The organism is Mesorhizobium sp. 1M-11 (assembly GCF_001303895.1).
Classification (GTDB): Bacteria; Pseudomonadota; Alphaproteobacteria; order Rhizobiales; family Rhizobiaceae; genus Mesorhizobium.
In genome coordinates, this window is record NZ_LJSD01000037.1 from 317,870 (window position 1) to 335,112 (window position 17,243).

Annotated in this window: 17 protein-coding genes and 1 pseudogene; 6 read left to right on the plus strand and 12 right to left on the minus strand. The window is 62.0% G+C overall.

Features of this window, described 5'->3' with window-relative positions; genetic code table 11:
• Nucleotide 1 precedes the first annotated feature (1 nt).
• Nucleotides 2–1,123, minus strand: a complete 1,122-nt coding sequence (locus AO692_RS16570; RefSeq protein ID WP_054311128.1) for a DUF2336 domain-containing protein — start codon at nucleotides 1,121–1,123, stop codon at nucleotides 2–4.
• Between the two features lie 211 nt (nucleotides 1,124–1,334).
• Between AO692_RS16570 and AO692_RS16575 the strand changes: the two genes are divergently transcribed.
• Complete coding sequence (locus AO692_RS16575) at nucleotides 1,335–1,787, plus strand: MaoC family dehydratase (protein ID WP_054311129.1); 453 nt, start codon at nucleotides 1,335–1,337, stop codon at nucleotides 1,785–1,787.
• The gene (locus AO692_RS16580) at nucleotides 1,787–2,668 is read left to right on the plus strand and encodes a CoA ester lyase (RefSeq protein ID WP_054311130.1); all 882 of its coding nucleotides are present in this window, start codon (nucleotides 1,787–1,789) and stop codon (nucleotides 2,666–2,668) included. The genes AO692_RS16575 and AO692_RS16580 overlap by 1 nt, the downstream gene beginning before the upstream one ends.
• A 7-nt stretch (nucleotides 2,669–2,675) precedes the next feature.
• Here the strand turns inward: AO692_RS16580 and AO692_RS16585 are convergent, their stop codons facing one another.
• Complete coding sequence (locus tag AO692_RS16585) at nucleotides 2,676–3,263, minus strand: nitroreductase (protein ID WP_054311131.1); 588 nt, start codon at nucleotides 3,261–3,263, stop codon at nucleotides 2,676–2,678.
• A gap of 208 nt (nucleotides 3,264–3,471) precedes the next feature.
• Between AO692_RS16585 and AO692_RS16590 the strand changes: the two genes are divergently transcribed.
• The gene (locus AO692_RS16590; RefSeq protein WP_161808076.1) at nucleotides 3,472–4,380 is read left to right on the plus strand and encodes a hypothetical protein; all 909 of its coding nucleotides are present in this window, start codon (nucleotides 3,472–3,474) and stop codon (nucleotides 4,378–4,380) included.
• Between the two features lie 9 nt (nucleotides 4,381–4,389).
• Here the strand turns inward: AO692_RS16590 and AO692_RS16595 are convergent.
• The 6 genes and pseudogenes from AO692_RS16595 to AO692_RS16620 form a co-directional block, all read right to left on the minus strand.
• Nucleotides 4,390–5,326: pseudogene (locus AO692_RS16595) on the minus strand (lysophospholipid acyltransferase family protein).
• 84 nt (nucleotides 5,327–5,410) lie between these two features.
• Complete coding sequence (gene thrS, locus AO692_RS16600) at nucleotides 5,411–7,396, minus strand: threonine--tRNA ligase (protein WP_054311133.1); 1,986 nt, start codon at nucleotides 7,394–7,396, stop codon at nucleotides 5,411–5,413.
• 231 nt (nucleotides 7,397–7,627) lie between these two features.
• Entirely contained in the window at nucleotides 7,628–8,833 is a 1,206-nt protein-coding gene (locus AO692_RS16605; protein WP_054311134.1) for a D-alanyl-D-alanine carboxypeptidase, read from the minus strand.
• Nucleotides 8,834–8,979: 146 nt separating this feature from the next.
• Nucleotides 8,980–9,363 (minus strand): membrane protein insertion efficiency factor YidD, encoded by a 384-nt coding sequence (gene yidD / locus AO692_RS16610; RefSeq protein ID WP_054311135.1) that lies wholly within the window; start codon nucleotides 9,361–9,363, stop codon nucleotides 8,980–8,982.
• A 171-nt stretch (nucleotides 9,364–9,534) separates the two neighbouring features.
• Nucleotides 9,535–9,912 carry a hypothetical protein gene (locus AO692_RS33155; protein ID WP_054311136.1) on the minus strand — a complete coding sequence of 126 codons (378 nt, stop codon included), beginning with the start codon at nucleotides 9,910–9,912 and terminating at the stop codon, nucleotides 9,535–9,537.
• A gap of 7 nt (nucleotides 9,913–9,919) precedes the next feature.
• Nucleotides 9,920–10,324 carry an AraC family ligand binding domain-containing protein gene (locus AO692_RS16620; RefSeq protein WP_054311137.1) on the minus strand — a complete coding sequence of 135 codons (405 nt, stop codon included), beginning with the start codon at nucleotides 10,322–10,324 and terminating at the stop codon, nucleotides 9,920–9,922.
• Between the two features lie 113 nt (nucleotides 10,325–10,437).
• Here AO692_RS16620 and soxR point away from each other — a divergent pair, with 113 nt between their 5' ends.
• A complete protein-coding gene (soxR, locus tag AO692_RS16625; RefSeq protein ID WP_054311138.1) occupies nucleotides 10,438–10,893 on the plus strand; it encodes a redox-sensitive transcriptional activator SoxR in 456 nt (151 codons plus the stop codon).
• Nucleotides 10,894–10,908: 15 nt separating this feature from the next.
• Here soxR and AO692_RS16630 read toward each other — a convergent pair whose 3' ends face one another.
• Nucleotides 10,909–11,088, minus strand: a complete 180-nt coding sequence (locus AO692_RS16630) for a hypothetical protein (protein WP_054311139.1) — start codon at nucleotides 11,086–11,088, stop codon at nucleotides 10,909–10,911.
• A 76-nt stretch (nucleotides 11,089–11,164) separates the two neighbouring features.
• Here AO692_RS16630 and AO692_RS16635 point away from each other — a divergent pair, with 76 nt between their 5' ends.
• Together AO692_RS16635 and AO692_RS16640 are read left to right on the plus strand one after the other, a co-directional pair.
• Entirely contained in the window at nucleotides 11,165–12,106 is a 942-nt protein-coding gene (locus AO692_RS16635) for a LysR substrate-binding domain-containing protein (RefSeq protein ID WP_054311140.1), read from the plus strand.
• 130 nt (nucleotides 12,107–12,236) lie between these two features.
• Nucleotides 12,237–13,292 carry an LLM class flavin-dependent oxidoreductase gene (locus AO692_RS16640; RefSeq protein ID WP_054311141.1) on the plus strand — a complete coding sequence of 352 codons (1,056 nt, stop codon included), beginning with the start codon at nucleotides 12,237–12,239 and terminating at the stop codon, nucleotides 13,290–13,292.
• Between the two features lie 90 nt (nucleotides 13,293–13,382).
• Here the strand turns inward: AO692_RS16640 and AO692_RS16645 are convergent, their stop codons facing one another.
• The 3 genes from AO692_RS16645 to AO692_RS16655 all read right to left on the minus strand — a co-directional run bounded on the left by AO692_RS16645 (nucleotide 13,383) and on the right by AO692_RS16655 (nucleotide 17,211).
• Entirely contained in the window at nucleotides 13,383–15,269 is a 1,887-nt protein-coding gene (locus AO692_RS16645) for an MFS transporter (RefSeq protein WP_054311142.1), read from the minus strand.
• 213 nt (nucleotides 15,270–15,482) lie between these two features.
• Nucleotides 15,483–16,280: an ATP12 family chaperone protein gene (locus AO692_RS16650; RefSeq protein ID WP_054311143.1), complete on the minus strand. Its 798-nt coding sequence runs from the start codon at nucleotides 16,278–16,280 to the stop codon at nucleotides 15,483–15,485.
• 13 nt (nucleotides 16,281–16,293) lie between these two features.
• Entirely contained in the window at nucleotides 16,294–17,211 is a 918-nt protein-coding gene (locus AO692_RS16655; RefSeq protein WP_054311144.1) for a DMT family transporter, read from the minus strand.
• Between the last annotated feature and the right edge of the window lie 32 nt (nucleotides 17,212–17,243).

The following is a 17,243-nucleotide window of genomic DNA, read 5'->3' on the forward strand; positions in this document are numbered from 1 at the left end:
TCTAAGCGGCGGCTATGGCCAATGCATGACCGCGCGCGTTCTGGCGCAGCGCATCGAGGTGGATGGACTTCACGAGTATAGCCAGATCGCCTTCAGCCTTTTGTCCGCCCAGTTCCTTGAGCATCAGCCAGCTCACCTCCTGCACGCCGGCGACGCGCTTGCCATTGGCGACCTCGCGCCAGACTTTCAGCGCCGTGAGGATGACGCTGTGCATGGCAAACGACAGTCCAGCGGATGTGAGCAGCGCCTGCAGCGCGACATCGTTGCCACCGGCAAGCAATGCCCTCACCCGCTGCTCCGACTGGGCGGTAAGCGCCACCAGAACCGCGCCGAAGAAATCGACCTTCCCATGCGCCACGGTGCGGATGATGAAGGATGCCGTAAGATCGCCGCGCAGGCGCAGATGTTCGACAAGGGCCGGATGTTCGGCTGCTTGCGTGCTCTCGATCAGGGTGACCGACGCCTTCACGCAGGCATCACGCAACACGCGCTCGGCGCGCGCCGAGCCCATCAGCGCCAGGACCAGTGGCGAGCCCTTCAACGCATCGCCAAGCTTCACCAGCAGCATGTGGCGGCAATCCGCTGGCAGTGTGTCGTGCGCGATCAGCGCCTCGCGCACTGCCGGCACGTGGCCATGCCGCTCGGCAATGCGGCGGTAGCTCATGGACGCGATCACAGCGCCTGGATTTGAAAGCAGCGTCACGCAGGCTGCGACCTCTCCGATTTCAGCGATCGCCGCCGCAACCGTCATGGAAACGGCCGGCCGATCCGCGATCAGCTCCTGCGTCGCTTTCTGGCCGCAGGCGACGCGGTCGATCAGGTCTGCGTCGGTCAACAATGGCGAGCGCGCAAGGACAAGGCTGGCGACTTCCGGCTGGTCCGAAGCCAGCGCGGCTATGATCTGGATGGGAGCATGGTGGCTCATCGAAAGCGCCTCGGCCATGGCGGCCCGCACCTTGGATGAGGCATCGTCGAGCAGAAGGGTCAAAGCAGCCTCGGCAGCACACCGATCCTCGAAGGGAAGGTCGCGATTGACATAGGCTCTGGCGAGCGCGCTCGCCGCGGCCGCACGCTCGGAAACCCTCGCCGTGCCGACCCATTTCAGGAAATGAGGAACAATCATGCCCACCGCTTCATACCCCAGCCGGAACCCAACCCGGCAAACCCGAAAAAGACGTTAGGCAGAAATGGTTTACGAAGCGTTCACCATAAATCTTAACCAGCTTGCGGCCCCTCGCTCTAACACTTTTAACCTGCGCATCGTGCTTCCGAAAATCGATTCCGATTTTCGGGCCGATGCGCTAGGCCTATCAAGCAGGAAACGGAGGATCGTCATGCCTGGTCTCTATCTGGAAGAATTCACCGTCGGTCGGAACTTCCAGCACACGCTGCGCAAAACAGTGACCGAGAGCGACAACATGCTGTTTTCGGTCATGACGCTCAATCCGCAGCCGCTGCACATCGATTTTGATTTCGCTTCCAAGACCGAATGGGGCAAGCCGCTGGTGAATTCCCTGTTCACGCTCGGCCTGATGATCGGCATCGCGGTCAACGACCTCACCGTCGGCACCACAGTCGCCAATCTCGGCATGAAGGAAACCACGTTTCCCCACCCGGTGTTCCATGGCGATACGATCCGCGTCGAGACGACCGTGGTCTCGGTGCGTGAATCGAAATCGAAGCCCGATCGCGGCATTGTCGAACTCGAGCATCGTGCTTTTAATCAGGACAATGTGCTGGTCGCCAAATGCCTCCGGCAGGCGATGATGCTGAAGAGGCCTGCCTGATGCGCTCCCTGCTGTTTGTTCCCGGCGATTCCGAACGCAAGCTGGAAAAGGGTTTCGCCTCACAGGCCGACGTCGTCATCGTCGACCTGGAAGACTCTGTCGCGGCGCAGAACAAGGTGGCCGCACGCGAGGTCGCGGCCGGGTACATCGCCCAGCACCGCGCTGATACGAAAGCGATCATCTATGTTCGCGTCAACGATCTGACCACCGGGCTGACCGACGACGATCTGGCGGCGGTTGTCCGCTCGAAGCCTGACGGCATCATGTTGCCGAAATCCAACAGCGGGCAGGATATCCAGCAATTGTCTGCCAAGCTGCGTGTCCAGGAAGCGCGTGCGGACCTGGCAGACGGCGCGATCCGCATCCTGCCGATCATCACCGAAACGGCGGCGGGCGTGCTGGCTGCCGCCAGTTATACCGGCGCAAGCAGCCGCCTGTCGGGCCTGACCTGGGGCGCGGAAGATCTGTCGGCAGCGATCGGTGCCCGCACGGCGCGCGACGACGATGGCCGCTACACCGATGTCTTTCGCCTTGCCCGCACGATGACCCTGCTCGCTGCTTCCGCCGCCGAAGTCGCAGCGGTCGATACCGTGTTTCCAAACTTCAGCGACATGGCTGCATTCGAGGCCGAATGCCTCGAGGCCGAGCGCGACGGCTTCACCGCCAAAATGGCCATCCATCCAGCCCAGGTGCCCGTGATCAACGCAGCGTTCACGCCATCCAGGGAGGCTGTCGAACGCTCGGCCGCCATCGTCGCGGCATTCGCCGCCGCCGGCAATCCCGGCGTCGTCGGCATAGAAGGCAAGATGTACGACCGCCCGCATCTGCGGTTGGCCGAGCGCCTGCTGGCGCGTGCCAAGGCGGCGGGCGTCAGCACCTAGCTTGCTGCTAGCCGGCGTTCCAAGGTCCCGCATAGTCGGCGTAAAGCGTCGAAACATCCGGCCTCGGCCGTTCCTGCGCCGTACCGGAAAACGTGCCGATGTGAACGAAGCCGATGACGCGCTCTTCAGGCGCTAACCCCAGGATCGCGCGGCCTTCCGGCACATCGGAATACCAGTTGCTGATCATGTTGGTGCCATAACCCAGCGCATTGGCGGCGATCATCAGGTTCATCGCCGCCATACCGCCGGAGAGGAATTTCTCCCATTCCGGGATCTTCGGATGCGCTTTCGGCACGGACACCACACCGATCACCAACGGCGCACGCGAGAAGCGGGCGAGTTCCTGATCGCGACGAACGTCGTTGAGCGGCCCCTCGCGACTTTCCGCCAGCGCGGCGAGTTTCTTGCCGACATCCACCCGCGCCTCGCCGCGGTAGAGGATGAAACGCCACGGCTCCAGCTTGCCGTGGTCCGGCACACGCGAAGCCGCCGCAATGATGGTGGCGATTTCGGCATCCGAGGGCGCAGGTGCCTTCAGCTCCGGAATGGGCGCGGAATTCCGGGTCAGCAGGTAGTCGAGGATCGGTTGCGTCATGGCGCGGTTCTCCTGAAATTCGATTGGCTGAAGCGCGCGATGGGCATCGGCTGCTCTGGCAACGGCGCAAACTGCACCGGAAAAGAGCCTCGAGGCATCCCTGCCAGACTCTTCAGCCTTGAAATTGCCACCGGCTTGGGCTTCAACGCAAGGTATGTTCGCCGGGCTTCGCCGACTTTCGCTGACTGTTTTCGGAGCCGCGCTCGGCATGGCTCTGTCGTCGGCTGCCGGCGCCAAGGATCCCGACTCGCTCGACAATCTCAAACTGCCCGGCATTTCGACCTATGCGCCCCCGCATGCGGGCACGCAGCTTGCCCGCGGCGACGGCGAAATCACACTCAGTGCGCAACTCACCGACAAGGGCGAGGAAATCACACGCGGCCTGGTCTGGCGCGTCTTCCTCCCCGAACCGGGCGCCGACGGCAAATTGCCGTTGGTCGCCTCCGCTCAAGGCGGCACGGCGGCCTTCCAGCTGCAGCCTGGCAGCTACCTGGTGCATGCTTCCTACGGCCGCGCCGGTGCCACTAAACGCATCACCGTCGGGCGCGACGCCAAGCGCGAGAGCATGGTTCTCGATGCCGGCGGACTGAAGCTCGACGCCACGCTGGCCGGCGGTATCCGCATTCCACGCGAGAAGCTGCGTTTTTCCATTTATGAGTCGCGCTCCGGCAAGGACGACGAAAAGGCACTCATCATCCCCAACGTGCAGCCGAACTCCGTCGTGCGGTTGAATGCCGGCGTCTACAACGTCGTCTCGACGTATGGCTCGGTCAATGCCGTCATCCGCTCCGACATCCGCGTGGAGGCCGGCAAGCTGACCGAGGCGACGGTCGAACATCGGGCGGCTGAAATCACCTTGAAGCTGGTGCGCGAGGCCGGCGGCGAAGCGCTGGCCGATACGTCGTGGTCGGTGCTCAACGAATCCGGCGATTCGCTCAAGGAAGCCGTCGGCGCCTTCGCGCCGATGGTGTTGGCGGAAGGCAACTATACGGTCATTGCCAAGAATCGCGACCGCATCTACCAGAAGGACCTGACGGTCGAAGCCGGCAAGAACGGCGAGATCGAGGTTGTCGCCTCCGAAGCGACGGCGATCGACCCGGCCGAGGGCGCCGACTGATCTCCCTGATCAGGCGGCTGCACGGCGAAAACGCCGCCGCAGGAATTTCACGCGGTGAGCAGGTTCGACCGGCGCCAGGTCGAAGACGGCGCGATGGAGCCTTGCCAGCAGAACCTTGCGATCGCGCAAAGGATCGAACTCTTCCGGCGTCAGCACCTTGCCGATCTTCACATCGATGGAGCGGCCAGCCAACCGGGCGAATTCCCGGATCAGCAGCGAAATTCTAAGCGTCAGCGAGGCCTTGCCGACGAAGCGTGCCAGGCGCCCTTCCCGCTCAGCCAGGTTCATCGGGCCGCTGACCAGATGGAACAGCCGGCCATTTTGCCCGGAAAAATGCATGGGGATGACCGATGCTCTGGCCTCCTGCACCAGCCGAGCCGGAAACATCTTCCACGGCAGGTCCTGGGCGCGGCCGAAACCTTTCGGCGCGGTGGCGACGCCGCCCGCCGGGAAGACGACGATCGTCACGCCTTCCTTCAACAGGCGCATCGCCTCGTGGCGGATCGCCATATTGGCCTTCACCGCTTCCTTGGTCTCGGAAAAGTCCACGGGCAGCGAATAAGGCTCCATCTCGCGGATGCGCAGCAGATCCTTGTGGATCATCACCTTGAATGGCCGGCCGAGTTTTTCGGCCAGCGACAGCACGGCGATGCCGTCGCCGATGCCGAAGGGGGTGGTTGGCGACGATCACCAGCGGGGTATCCGGCAGATTGGCGGGCGGCCACTGGTCGTCACAGCGTACACGGACATCGATCAGGTCGAGCATCCGACCGAAGACACGGTCGCCCGTCGGCACGATGTTGCGGCGCCAGAGATCATAAAGGGCGGCAAAGCGGTCACGTCCCGAAAGCCCCTCGACCGAGCGAATGAACCAGCGCGTAAACGCCGGCTGGCCGGCATTGGCGTAGGAAAGTTCCGGAAACGGTCTTTCGCGCGATCTCAGCATGTTCTGTCGTTAAGCGTGTTGGATGACGCCAACATGACGTCTATGGGAAAACGGCGGTGGATCGAGCCACCGCCGCTTCCCGGATCAGGCCGTTTTCGTGCGCTTAAGATCCGGCGGCGTCGCCTCGTCGACCAGACGGGCGATCGCCTCGTCGAGCGACAGCGATTCCTGGTCACGGGAGCCAAGCCGGCGGACATTGACCGTCTGTTCTTCCGCCTCGCGCTTGCCGCAGACGAGAATGACCGGAACCTTGGTCAGCGAATGCTCGCGGACCTTGTAGTTGATCTTCTCGTTGCGCAGGTCCGCCTGCACGGACAGTCCGGCTGCCTTCAGTCTGTCGACGACGTTGCGGGCATAGTCGTCGGCTTCCGAGGTGATCGTCGCCACCACCACCTGCAGCGGCGCGAACCACAGCGGGAAGTGACCGGCGTGGCTTTCGATGAGGATGCCGAGGAAGCGTTCCAGCGAGCCGACGATGGCGCGGTGGACCATCACCGGCTGCTTCTTCTCCGAATCCGGTCCGATGTAGAAGGCCCCGAACCGCTCGGGCAGGTTGAAGTCCACCTGCGTAGTACCGCACTGCCATTCACGGCCGATGGCATCCTTCAGCGTGTATTCGAACTTGGGACCGTAGAACGTGCCTTCACCCTCGTTGATGCCGGTCTTGATCCGGTTGTCTTCCCGCGCCATCCGGGCGAGCGAATTCTTCAGGATTTCTTCGGCGTGATCCCACATGGCGTCGGTGCCGACGCGCTTTTCAGGCCGCGTGGCGAGTTTCACCACCACCTCGTCGAAGCCGAAATCCTTGTAGACCGACATCATCAGGTCGTTGATCTTGAGGATCTCGGATTCCAGCTGCTCCTCCGTGCAGAAGACATGCGCATCGTCCTGCGTGAAGCCACGCACGCGCATCAATCCATGCAGGGCACCGGAAGCCTCATAGCGGTGCACGCTGCCGAATTCCGCAAGACGGATCGGCAGATCACGGTAGGACTTCAGGCCATGCTTGAAGATCTGAACATGCCCCGGGCAGTTCATCGGCTTGAGCGCGAAGACGCGCTGGTCGGCGTCGGGATCATCGGGATGGGTGAAGGCATGCGCGGACTTCACCGCGAACATGTTCTCCTGGTACCAACCCCAGTGACCCGAAGTCTCCCACAGCGACTTGTCGAGGATCTGAGGGGCATTGACCTCCTGATAGTCGTCGCCAAGGCGGCGGCGCATGTAGGCGATCAGATTCTGGAACATCTTCCAGCCCTTGGCGTGCCAGAACACGACGCCCGGTCCTTCCTCCTGGAAATGGAACAGGTCCATTTCGCGGCCGAGGCGGCGATGGTCACGCTTCTCGGCCTCTTCCAGCATGTGCAGATACTGGTCGAGCTGCGCCTGGTCGGCCCAGGCGGTGCCATAGATGCGCGTCAGCATCGGGTTGTTGGCGTCGCCGCGCCAATAGGCGCCGGCGACCTTCATCAATTTGAAGGCCGTGCCGATCTGGCCGGTGGCAGCCATATGCGGACCACGGCAAAGGTCGAACCAGTCGCCCTGGAAATAGATCTTCAGGTCCTGATTTTCAGGAATGGCGTCGATCAGTTCGACCTTGTAGCCTTCGCCCTTGTCACGGAACACTTTTTTCGCGCGATCGCGGTCCCACACCTCCTTGGTGAAGGGCTTGTTGCGCTGGATGATCTCCCGCATCTTCTTTTCGATGACGGGGAAATCCTCCGGCGTGAACGGCTCGTTGCGTGCAAAGTCGTAATAGAAGCCGTTCTCGATCACCGGACCGATGGTGACCTGCGTTCCCGGCCACAATTCCTGCACCGCCTCGGCCAACACGTGGGCGGTATCGTGACGGATCAGCTCCAGCGCGCGCGGGTCGTCGCGGGTGACGATCTCGATCTTGCCGGAAGCCTTCAGCGGATCCGACAGGTCGCGCAGGGTGCCGTCGACGGCATAGGCCACCGCCTTCTTGGCCAGCGACTTGGAGATGGATTCGGCGAGCTCGGCGCCGGTCGTCGCGGCATCGTAGTCGCGCACGGAACCATCGGGGAATGTGAGGGAAACGTTTGCCATGGTCTTCTCCTATCCAGTCCCGCATACGAACGCGGGTGGTGTTGTGCCGGATGACGCCCGGCGGCGAGCGGTCTTTTAGGGGCAGTTGCAGCCGACGTAAAGCGAAACGGAGCTGCTTTGACAAAGCAACGCCGCACGCTGGATCAAATCGGATCGCCTGACAGCCTTATTTGAATTTGACCGGCCCAGGCAGCTCTTCGAGGAAGAAGCTCGCACCACGCGATCCAGCGCTCAGTTGGCTTTGACCGTTATGCAGTCGAACTTCTGCCGTTTGAGCGCCGCACAGGTTTTACCCGCCGTTTTCGCATCCTCGAAGCCGTCGAAACGAACACGATAGAACGTGGTACCGTGCGCCTCAGCCTGCATGATCTGGCCGGCTGCTTCCCCATGGATCGAACGAACGAATTTCTGCGCCTTGCCCAACAACGCCTCGGCGGTTGTCTGGCTGGGTAGCGCGCCGATCTGAATCTGCCAGGCTGACGGGATGAGCGCGACTTCCGTGTCGCCGTCGCCCTGTTCGATCGCCACTTCGTCCATCGTCTCAGACGGTGCGACAGGTCGTTTCGGCCTGCGTGTCGGCACCGGCGCATTCGAGGCTACCAGCGGCGGCGCGGTAACGGCCCCCTTCGTGCTGAAGCGCTTCAGCAACGCTTCCATCTTGGCATCGCGGCTCCGGGCCGTCTTTCCGCCCAGCACGACGCCGATCAAATGCCCTTTGCCTTGCCCAAGCGACGACACCAGATTGTAGCCCGAAACGGCCGTATATCCGGTCTTCAAGCCGTCGACGCCGGCATAGCGATACATCAGATTGTTGTGGCCTTTCAGACGCTTGCCGCGAAAGACGAAAGAAGGCTGCGAGAACAGGCCGAACAGTTTCGGAAAGTCCCGCTCCAGCGCCATGCCGAGCACCGCCATGTCGCGGGCAGTCGTCAACTGGCTGGTCCGATCGGTCAATCCGGACGGGTTGGCGAAGATCGTGTTTCGAAGTCCCAGCTGTCGACCGCGTTTGGTCATCAGTCGCGCGAAGGCAGCTTCCGATCCAGACAGATGTTCGCCGACTGCCGTCGCCGCGTCATTGGCCGAAATCACGATCATCCCGTTGACGGCATCGCGCACGCTGATGCTCCGGCCGGGCTTGATCCACAGCTTCATGGGGATTTTGGCTGACGCATTTTTCGAGAAGACGATTTTGTCGTCCCAGGTCAGCTTTCCCTTCTGGATTGCCTCGAAGGTCAGATAGAGCGTCATCATCTTGGCAAGCGAAGCCGGCGCGTGACGCTTGCCGGCGTTTTCGTGGCCAAGGATATTGCCGGTTCGTGTGTCGAGCACCGCCCAGGACACATCGGCCATTGCGCTTGCCGCGCTCAGGAAAACCGCGCTGAAGGTCAGCGAGGTCGCAAAGACCTTGCGCCCGAGCCATTTATTGATGACCGGCATGATCGCTCCGTGAAATGTAGAGACGTCCCCGAGGGAGCATGTGTGATTGAAAAAGCGACGGCGGCCCCACCCGCCGGAACAGGCCCGCCGCGTGAAATCCGTTGCCACTATTGAATAGGATTCATTAACGAAAAGTGGGTGGTTTTTTAACGATTTGGCCGCTCGCCAGCCTTGCGGCCAATCGACCAGTAGCGCCACGGCGTATACCAGGCGTAGCGGGCATCGAGTGTCGTTGGCACATTGTCGATGCCGTGCGTGCCGCCTGGGCCGCAGCGCATGACGCGAAACAGCCCCATCCAGCCACCAGCCCACAGGCCGTGCCTGGCGATGGCCTCATAGGCATATTCCGAGCAGGTCGGCAGATGGCGGCAGGTATTGCCGACAAAACCGGAAAGCGTGAGCTGGTAGGTCCGAACAAAAGCCGTCCCGGCCAGCCTGCCCGGGGTCTTGCGCCAAGGGCCAGGCCAGTTGCGACCGCGGGTGACTGCATGCCGGTGGCCGCAGTTGTGGCCGTCTGCTTCGCCTGTCATTGCGGGTGTCGCGCTCGCGAATTCATCCGCTCTAGATGGCGCGCTCTGGCGGGTTTCGCAACAAGTAAGCTAGAGCAATTCCAGGAAAAGTGCGCAACGGTTTTCCGTCCGGAATTACGAAAAAACAAAGAGTTAGAGCGTTTCCGTGTTTCCGTGAAAAACGGAAACGCTCTAGTGGTGTCCTCTCCGGAAGCCGACGAAGGCCGGCGTGACGGTGACGGGTATGCCCTGTTCGATGAGGGAAAGCAGCCCGAGCATCACCTCCTCGTTCGGCTCGCCGTACACGTCGAGCCGGCGCATGATGCAGCTTTCCATCACGTCGCGAATATAGGGATCCGCCATCTTCCAATGCGTAAGCACGGCTTGCGAACTCGGCATGATCTGGAGGCTGCTTGCCCGCATGGAATCCTCGTCGATATAGGTTTCGACGGCCAGCTGAGGCCCCTGGCTCTCGGCGAAGGCAACGGCCTTGCGGATAGCCTGCTTGAACACTTCGAGCTTGCCAGGGCGAATGTCGAAGCTAGCCAATTGCACGATGCGTTCCGACATGGCCCGCTCACTCGGCCGCATCGAGCAGAACCGCTCTGATGGTGCGGTTGACGGCGCCATACGGAGAGGATGCAACATAGACCAGTTCCACATCCTCGATGGCGTTGAACGATCCAGGCGTACCGGCCGGGAGATAGAACACGTCGCCCGGCCCCGCCGTCTGCCACGCGTCTCGGCTCGCAACCGTGCAACGGCCCTTGGTGACGACCAGAACCTCGTCATAGGCAAAAATGAAATCGCTCGTCGCGCCGCGCGGCGCCCTCAGGAAGCCAACCGCTCCGAGCTTGGCCGTCGGCACCTCATCTTCATTGAGCACATCGACCAGCTTTGCACCGGACCATTCCATCCAGTCCTGCGCTGAGGCAGCCGTGAATTTGCGGATGTCCGGAGTGTTCAAAATCTGCATGTTCATCGCTCTTTGTCCTCTTGGCGGCGCTATCCGAGCCAGCTGTCCACTGGCGTGATTGGCGTCCTACAAGTTCAAGTAAACTTGAAATCAAGGGCAAAGCATGCAAAAAGATCGAAATGGAAACGACGCTCACCATCAATCAGCTTTCACGCCGCAGCGGCGTGGCGGCCTCGGCGCTGCGCTACTACGAGGAACGTGGCTTGATCCAGTCCGAGCGCAGAGGCTCAGGCCACCGCCGCTTCACCCGCGCCACCTTGCGGCGGCTTGCCTTCATCGTCTTTGCCCAGCGCCTCGGCATGTCGCTTGCCGAAATCCGCTCGGAGCTTGAGAAGCTGCCGACCGACCACGTGCCGAAGGGCGCCGATTGGTCACTGCTTTCCGGCCCCTGGTCGGCCCGCATCGACGAGCGCATCGCCGAGCTCGAACGGCTGAAGACTGGCCTTGCGCAATGCATCAGCTGCGGCTGCCTGTCTCTGGAATATTGCCGATTGGTCAACCCACACGACAAGGCCGGAGCCCTTGGTCCCGGCCCGCATTACTGGCTGGGCGATCAGTCTTCGACCGACGATTGACGTTCCGGCTCATCATCACGGCGCTGCATGTCGTCGCTGTGGCTTGCCGCGCCGCTCAGGCCGCGTGCGCAGGTAAGTATCCTGACGCTGGGGTGGTCTGTTCAACGTCTGGAAAGTGGCAACCTTCAGCGCGTCGAGAAGCGCCTGGATGACCTCGGACATCACATTCACTCCGGTTTCGCGTGTCTGTTTCATGACCGGATTCAACGCCTTCTGGCGCCTGCCTTCAAACGAGTATATTTTCGCATTAGGATAACCTGAGGTTATGCGAATGAAGCGCAGTCGTTTGCCGCTCACAGCCTTGCGCTCTTTTGAGGCGGCAGGCAGGAATGCGAGTTTCAGCCGGGCTGCCGAGGAATTGCACGTCTCGCAGGCAGCCATCAGTCGCCAGATCCGTGAGCTTGAAACCACACTCCGCACCCCACTGTTCGAGCGCCTGCATCGCAAGGTCGTTCTGACAGAGGTCGGCAAGGCGTTGCTCACCCAGCTGAGCGCCAGTTTCGACGGCATCGAAAGAATGCTCACCGAGATCGCCGGCCGCGGTCAGACCCGGACGGCACGGGTGAGTTCGGATGCATCCATCGCTGCCTGCTGGCTGATCCCGCGCCTGGACCGTTTTCGGCGCATGAACCCCGACATCGATGTCGTGCTCGATGTCGATCCGCGACTGATCGAGTTCCGCGCCGACCAGGCCGAGCTCGCCTTGCGCTTTTCCTTCCGCAACACAAGCTGGCCGAACACGGAAGCTGAACGCCTTGCCCATGCGCTCGAGACGCCTGTGCTTGCGCCGTCCCTGCTCGCCGGCGGGCCTGCAATCGCAAAGCCTGGCGATCTGCGCCGCTTCACCTTGTTGCACGAAGAAAGCCGCGAACATTGGAAGAACTGGTTTCGGCTCGCCGGCGAAGAGGAGGCCGAGGTGCTGGCGCCGGGGCCGATGTATGCCGATATGGCGCTGGCCAAGCAAGCTGCCTTGCTTGGCCATGGCGTGGCCCTGGTCGATCTCCTCTACATGCAGGATGAACTCGCCGCCGGCACGCTGGTCAGGCCTTTTTCAGCGGAGCTCAATTCCGGCGGTTATTTCCTCGTCGCGCGCAGCCTTTCGGGGCTCAGCGAACCTGCCCACATCTTTGCTGAATGGGTCCGCGCCGAATTTGCCGCGAGTGTTGCCGCGCTATCGTCAACCGAAAGTGAACGGTGCGTGCTCCCCGAATGAATGGGCAACCCAGTCCGCCTCGCCTATCTCACTCACCGAATTGGACAATCCGTCACCGATAGACCGGTGGCCAGAGGAGGCCCGGCGCCCGCTCTCTCGGATCGCGCCGGTGGCCCAACATGGGGATGACATGACCGACAAAGTTGAATTCGGACTGGACACGTTTGGCGATGTCACGCTTGGCGCCGACGGCAAGCTGTTGCCGCAGGCCAAGGTGATCCGCAATCTCGTCGAGGAAGCCGTTCTCGCCGATCAGGTCGGCATCGACTTCATCGGCGTTGGGGAGCATCACCGCGACGACTTCGCCGTCTCCGCGCCGGAGACGGTACTGGCTGGCATTGCCACGCGCACCAGTCGCATCAAGCTGGGCTCGGCCGTCACCGTGCTGAGCTCGGACGATCCGATCCGTGTCTTCCAGCGCTTTTCCACCGTCGACGCGTTGTCGAATGGGCGCGCGGAAGTGATCCTTGGTCGCGGTTCCTTCACGGAATCCTTCCCGCTGTTCGGTTTCCGGCTCAACGACTACGAGACCCTGTTCACCGAAAAGCTCGATCTGTTCGCAGCAGTCCGCAAGGGCGAACCAGTCACCTGGCAGGGTTCCATCCGGCCGCCGCTCAAGGATCAATCGGTCTATCCGCCGATCGAGAATGGCAACTTGAAGACCTGGATCGGTGTCGGCGGCAGCCCGGAATCGGTCGTGCGTGCCGCACGCTACAATCTGCCTTTGATGCTGGCCATCATCGGCGGCGATCCGAAGCGCTTCCGCCCCTATGTGGACCTCTACCATCAAGCGCTCGACCAGCTTGGTGGAGCGACGTTGCCGGTCGGCGTGCATTCGCCGGGCTATGTTGCCGACACCGACGAGCAGGCGGCTGAAGAGCTGTGGCCGCACTACAAGGTGATGCGCGACCGCATCGGTGGCGAGCGTGGCTGGCCGCCAGCCACCCGCGCCGACTTCACATCGGAAGTGGAACGTGGATCTCTCTATGTCGGCTCGCCGGAGACGGTGGCGCGCAAGATCGCGGCGACGGTGAAGGCGCTGGGCGCCCGGCGTTTCCAGATGAAATACTCGTCCGGCCCGCTGCCGCATGAACAAATGATGCGCTCGATCGAGCTCTACGGCACCAAGGTGATCCCGTTGGTGCGCGACCTCCTGGCGGAAAAGCCGGAGCTGACAGAGGCCTGAACAGGGTACCGACAAGCAATGCAAGTGAAAGGCCCGGCGTGGTTCCCCACGCCGGGCCTTTTCGTTGGCGTTGGCAGTTTGACCGGTCGCTCAATCCTTGGCGTTCAGGTCCGTACCCAGCGTGTCCTTGACGAAGAGCATGCCGATGACAAGCGACATCGCTGCGATCACGATCGGGTACCAGAGACCGTAGTAGATGTCGCCCTTTGCCGCACTCATCGCGAATACGGTCGCCGGCAGCAGACCGCCGAACCAGCCGTTGCCGATATGATAGGGCAGCGACATGCCAGTATAGCGGATGCGGGTCGGGAACATCTCGACCAGGATCGCCGCGATCGGACCGTACACCATCGTCACATAGAGGACGAGGATGAACAGGATACCGATGACCATCGGCCAGTTCACCTGTGCCGGATCGGCCACCATTTTGAATGCGCCTGCACCAGGAACGGTGTAGACGGCGAATTCGGTGGCACCGGCTGCTTCCTCGGCGGTGATCAGCTTGTCCTTGATTGCCTGTGCGACCGGCAATGTCGCTTTGTCGCCGCCGCGGATAGCCGCGGCATCCAAAGCCAGCTTCGGATTGGAGGCAACCAGCGCATCGAGCTTCTGGTCGACAACCTTTGCAGGATCCCGCTTCAATGGATAGCCCGCATCCTGCAACGAGTTGAAGAGTGCCTTCGTGAGTGCGGCATTCTTCGCTGCAGCGTCGGCCCCGGCGGCAACAGCGTCGTAGGATTCGACGGTTTCATTGCCGATCTTGACTGAGGCTGCGGTACCGGGTGCCGCCGTGGTGACGACGTCATACGGCACCGAGTTCTTGGTGAGGAAGTCGGTGGCGATATCGCAGGATGTCGTGAACTTGGCGGTACCGACCGGGTTGAACTGGAATTTGCAGTCGCCCGGGGCGGCGGTCACGGTCGCCCGTGTGTTCTGCTGCGCGGTAGCCAGAGCCGGGTTGGCCGCCCAGGTCAGCGCCTTGAACAGCGGGAAGTAAGTAACGATGGCCAGCGCCAGGCCTGCCATGATGATCGGTTTGCGGCCGATCTTGTCGGACAGCCAGCCGAACACGACGAAGAAGATCGAGCCGAGCGCCAGCGCCACTGCGATCATGACGTTGACCGAGTAGGCGTCGACCTTGAGCACGTTCTGCAGGAAGAACAGCGCGTAGAACTGGCCGGAATACCAGACAACAGCCTGACCAGCCGTGAGGCCGAGCAGCGCCAGAATGGCGATCTTGGCGTTTTTCCACTGACCGAAGGCTTCCGAAAGCGGCGCCTTGGAACCCTTGCCCTCTTCCTTCATGCGCTGGAAAGTCGGCGATTCCGACAGCGAAAGCCGGATCCACACCGAAATACCGAGCAGGACGAAGGACAGGATGAACGGGACGCGCCAGCCCCAGGCCGCGAAGGCATCCTTGCCGAGCCAGCTCTGCACGACCAGGATGACGATCAGCGACAGGAACAGGCCAAGCGTCGCCGTGGTCTGGATCCACGAGGTATAGTAGCCGCGGCGATCATCCGGCGCATGTTCGGCGACATAGGTCGCGGCACCACCATATTCACCGCCAAGCGCCAGTCCCTGCAGCATGCGCAGCGCGATCAGGATGATCGGCGCCGCGATGCCCCAGGTCGCCGCTCCGGGCAAGACACCGACCAGAAAGGTCGACAGGCCCATGATCAGGATGGTGACGAGGAATGTGTATTTGCGCCCGACAAGGTCGCCGATGCGGCCGAACACCAGCGCGCCGAACGGACGCACCAGGAAGCCGGCAGCGAAAGCCAGCAGCGCGAAGATGTTGCGGGTCGCTTCCGGATACTGCGTGAAAAAGGTCGCGCCAATGAAGGCGGCGAGCGAACCGTAGAGATAGAAATCGTACCATTCGAACACGGTACCGAGCGAAGAGGCGAAGATCACCTTCTTCTCCTCTCGCGTCATGCCGCGGCCAGTTCTGCCGGCGGTCTGTGCCATTGCCATGAGCTTCCTCCCAAATGCCCTCGATGCCGGCCGTCTGCGCCCTCCTCCGGATGCAGACTCGGGCCCGGCCATCACCAAGGAATCTGGCAGAAAGCCCCCCTCGTGGGGACCGAGCAATTGGGATTATGACTTTGGTCTAATGCATCGGCCCGAAAAATGAGTTTCGATTTTCGGAAAACACGATGCCTAGCACTCTTCTAACGAGACGAGCCGCTAGATGCGATCGCCCAGCGCCCCGAGCAGCGCCACTGCTGCCATCATGTCGCGCTTGCGGAAGGCGCGCCGCGCCACCGCTTCCGAATCCTGGCCCCAATGTTCGATCTGCCAGTCCTCGTCAACATGGGCAGCCGTCCATGCCGCCTCAGCAGCAAGCCCGCCCTGCTCCACCGCCAGCGCCAGCAACGCAGATCCCGTGATCGACGTCATGACATGGATGGCTGCCAGCCGGAACGGGCCGTTGCGGCGGGCAAGATGTGCACCGAGCACCGCAATGCTTTCACGCGGCTGCTCGACGTGGATGACGCCTTCAGCGAGTTCGAAGCGCGCGCCGAGCGAAGTGAGCGCCCAGTCGATGACCGGGTCCCAATACGTGTTCTGACGATCGACCAGTCCCTGCGGACCATCGGCGCGGTAGCAAAGCAGATCGGATGAAGCAAAGCGCAGGATGTCCTCGAGCACCGCCTGCGTATCAGTCGCAACACCGTCGATGGCGGTATTGACGAGACGCAATACCGGCATCGTCACCGGATCGATCACGTCCTCCTGCGCTTCGAATTCGGCCGCCACCAGCGCGGCAGCCTTTTCGGTCGGCAAGGCAAGCAGCGCCTTGCCGGGGGTGCGCACCGGCTTGCCGTCGAGATGCACGGCAAAACCGGTCTCCGAAGGCGCAATGGAAGCGGCCTTGTAGAAGCGCTTCGGCAGCGGCGTGCGCATCTGGATCTGGGCGCGTCGCGTCGGGTCCGGATCGGAAAGCTGCTTGCCCGCCTCGAGATCGCTCAGAATATCGCGCATTGCCGGTATACCCCTATGCCGTTTTCGGCCGCCTCGGACGATTGACGATGCTCAAGCCTACCGCGATCAGCCCCAACGCCAGGAAGATCGTCCAGGTCAACGGCTCTCCCAGGATCAGCCAGCCACATATCACGCTGAATGCAGGCGACAGGAAGGCGAAGCTCGACAGTCCTGCCGCCGGATAGCGGCGCATCAGCCAGAACCAGACGATATAGGTGATCGTGACGATATAAACAGCCTGAAACAGCAGCGCTCCGGTGGCCAGCGGCGTCACGTCGCGGAGCGCCGGCCCCGCCAGCGGCACCAGCGGGATTGCCATGATCGCCGAAACGACGAGCTGATAGAGCAGCACCTTCTCCGCACTCGCGGTCTGCAGTTTGGAACGTTTGATCGTCAGCGTCGTCAGCGCCCAGAACAGGCCAGCGGCGAGGCTGAGCAGATCCCCGAACAATGTCGACTGGCCGCCGCCGCCCAACCGATCGGAAAAGATCACGATCACCCCGCAGAAGGCGAGCACCAGCCCAACCAGCTTCTGCATTGTCATGCGTTCGCCAAGCCAGAAATGCGCGCCGACGAGTACCCAGAACGGCATCGTGTTGACCAGCAGCGAATTGCGCGCCACGGTTGTGTATTCGAGCGCCACGAACACCAGGGAAAATTCGGTTCCGAACAGCAGGCCGGCAAGGATGCCGCCGAAAAGTGTGCCGTCACGTTCGAACAGGCGAATCCCGCGGAACTGGCACCACAGGAATACAAGCACGCATGCGATCGCCGAACGTGCGACGTTCAGGAAGATCGGGTTGTAGCCAACATTGGTGAGCTTTGCCGCAACGCCATTCAGTCCCCACGAAAATGTCAGCACCAGCATGAAGGCGACCGCCGCGGCGTCGACGGCATCGCGCCGGTCAAAGCTGTGACTTGCTGTGCTCATGAGCTCCCCCCGCGCGGGCTCAGCCGCGTCGC

What these genes read in the sequence shown, in the direction of transcription:
- AO692_RS16575 (WP_054311129.1), top strand. Translation starts at nt 1,335, where the DNA reads ATGCCTGGTCTCTATCTGGAAGAATTCACCGTCGGTCGGAACTTCCAG.
- thrS (WP_054311133.1), bottom strand. Translation starts at nt 7,396, where the DNA reads ATGGCAAACGTTTCCCTCACATTCCCCGATGGTTCCGTGCGCGACTAC.
- AO692_RS16580 (WP_054311130.1), top strand. Translation starts at nt 1,787, where the DNA reads ATGCGCTCCCTGCTGTTTGTTCCCGGCGATTCCGAACGCAAGCTGGAA.
- AO692_RS33155 (WP_054311136.1), bottom strand. Translation starts at nt 9,912, where the DNA reads ATGTCGGAACGCATCGTGCAATTGGCTAGCTTCGACATTCGCCCTGGC.
- AO692_RS16605 (WP_054311134.1), bottom strand. Translation starts at nt 8,833, where the DNA reads ATGCCGGTCATCAATAAATGGCTCGGGCGCAAGGTCTTTGCGACCTCG.
- yidD (WP_054311135.1), bottom strand. Translation starts at nt 9,363, where the DNA reads ATGACAGGCGAAGCAGACGGCCACAACTGCGGCCACCGGCATGCAGTC.
- AO692_RS16650 (WP_054311143.1), bottom strand. Translation starts at nt 16,280, where the DNA reads ATGCGCGATATTCTGAGCGATCTCGAGGCGGGCAAGCAGCTTTCCGAT.
- AO692_RS16590 (WP_161808076.1), top strand. Translation starts at nt 3,472, where the DNA reads ATGGCTCTGTCGTCGGCTGCCGGCGCCAAGGATCCCGACTCGCTCGAC.
- AO692_RS16635 (WP_054311140.1), top strand. Translation starts at nt 11,165, where the DNA reads ATGAAGCGCAGTCGTTTGCCGCTCACAGCCTTGCGCTCTTTTGAGGCG.
- AO692_RS16620 (WP_054311137.1), bottom strand. Translation starts at nt 10,324, where the DNA reads ATGAACATGCAGATTTTGAACACTCCGGACATCCGCAAATTCACGGCT.
- soxR (WP_054311138.1), top strand. Translation starts at nt 10,438, where the DNA reads ATGGAAACGACGCTCACCATCAATCAGCTTTCACGCCGCAGCGGCGTG.
- AO692_RS16655 (WP_054311144.1), bottom strand. Translation starts at nt 17,211, where the DNA reads ATGAGCACAGCAAGTCACAGCTTTGACCGGCGCGATGCCGTCGACGCC.
- AO692_RS16640 (WP_054311141.1), top strand. Translation starts at nt 12,237, where the DNA reads ATGACCGACAAAGTTGAATTCGGACTGGACACGTTTGGCGATGTCACG.
- AO692_RS16645 (WP_054311142.1), bottom strand. Translation starts at nt 15,269, where the DNA reads ATGGCAATGGCACAGACCGCCGGCAGAACTGGCCGCGGCATGACGCGA.
- AO692_RS16630 (WP_054311139.1), bottom strand. Translation starts at nt 11,088, where the DNA reads ATGAAACAGACACGCGAAACCGGAGTGAATGTGATGTCCGAGGTCATC.
- AO692_RS16585 (WP_054311131.1), bottom strand. Translation starts at nt 3,263, where the DNA reads ATGACGCAACCGATCCTCGACTACCTGCTGACCCGGAATTCCGCGCCC.
- AO692_RS16570 (WP_054311128.1), bottom strand. Translation starts at nt 1,123, where the DNA reads ATGATTGTTCCTCATTTCCTGAAATGGGTCGGCACGGCGAGGGTTTCC.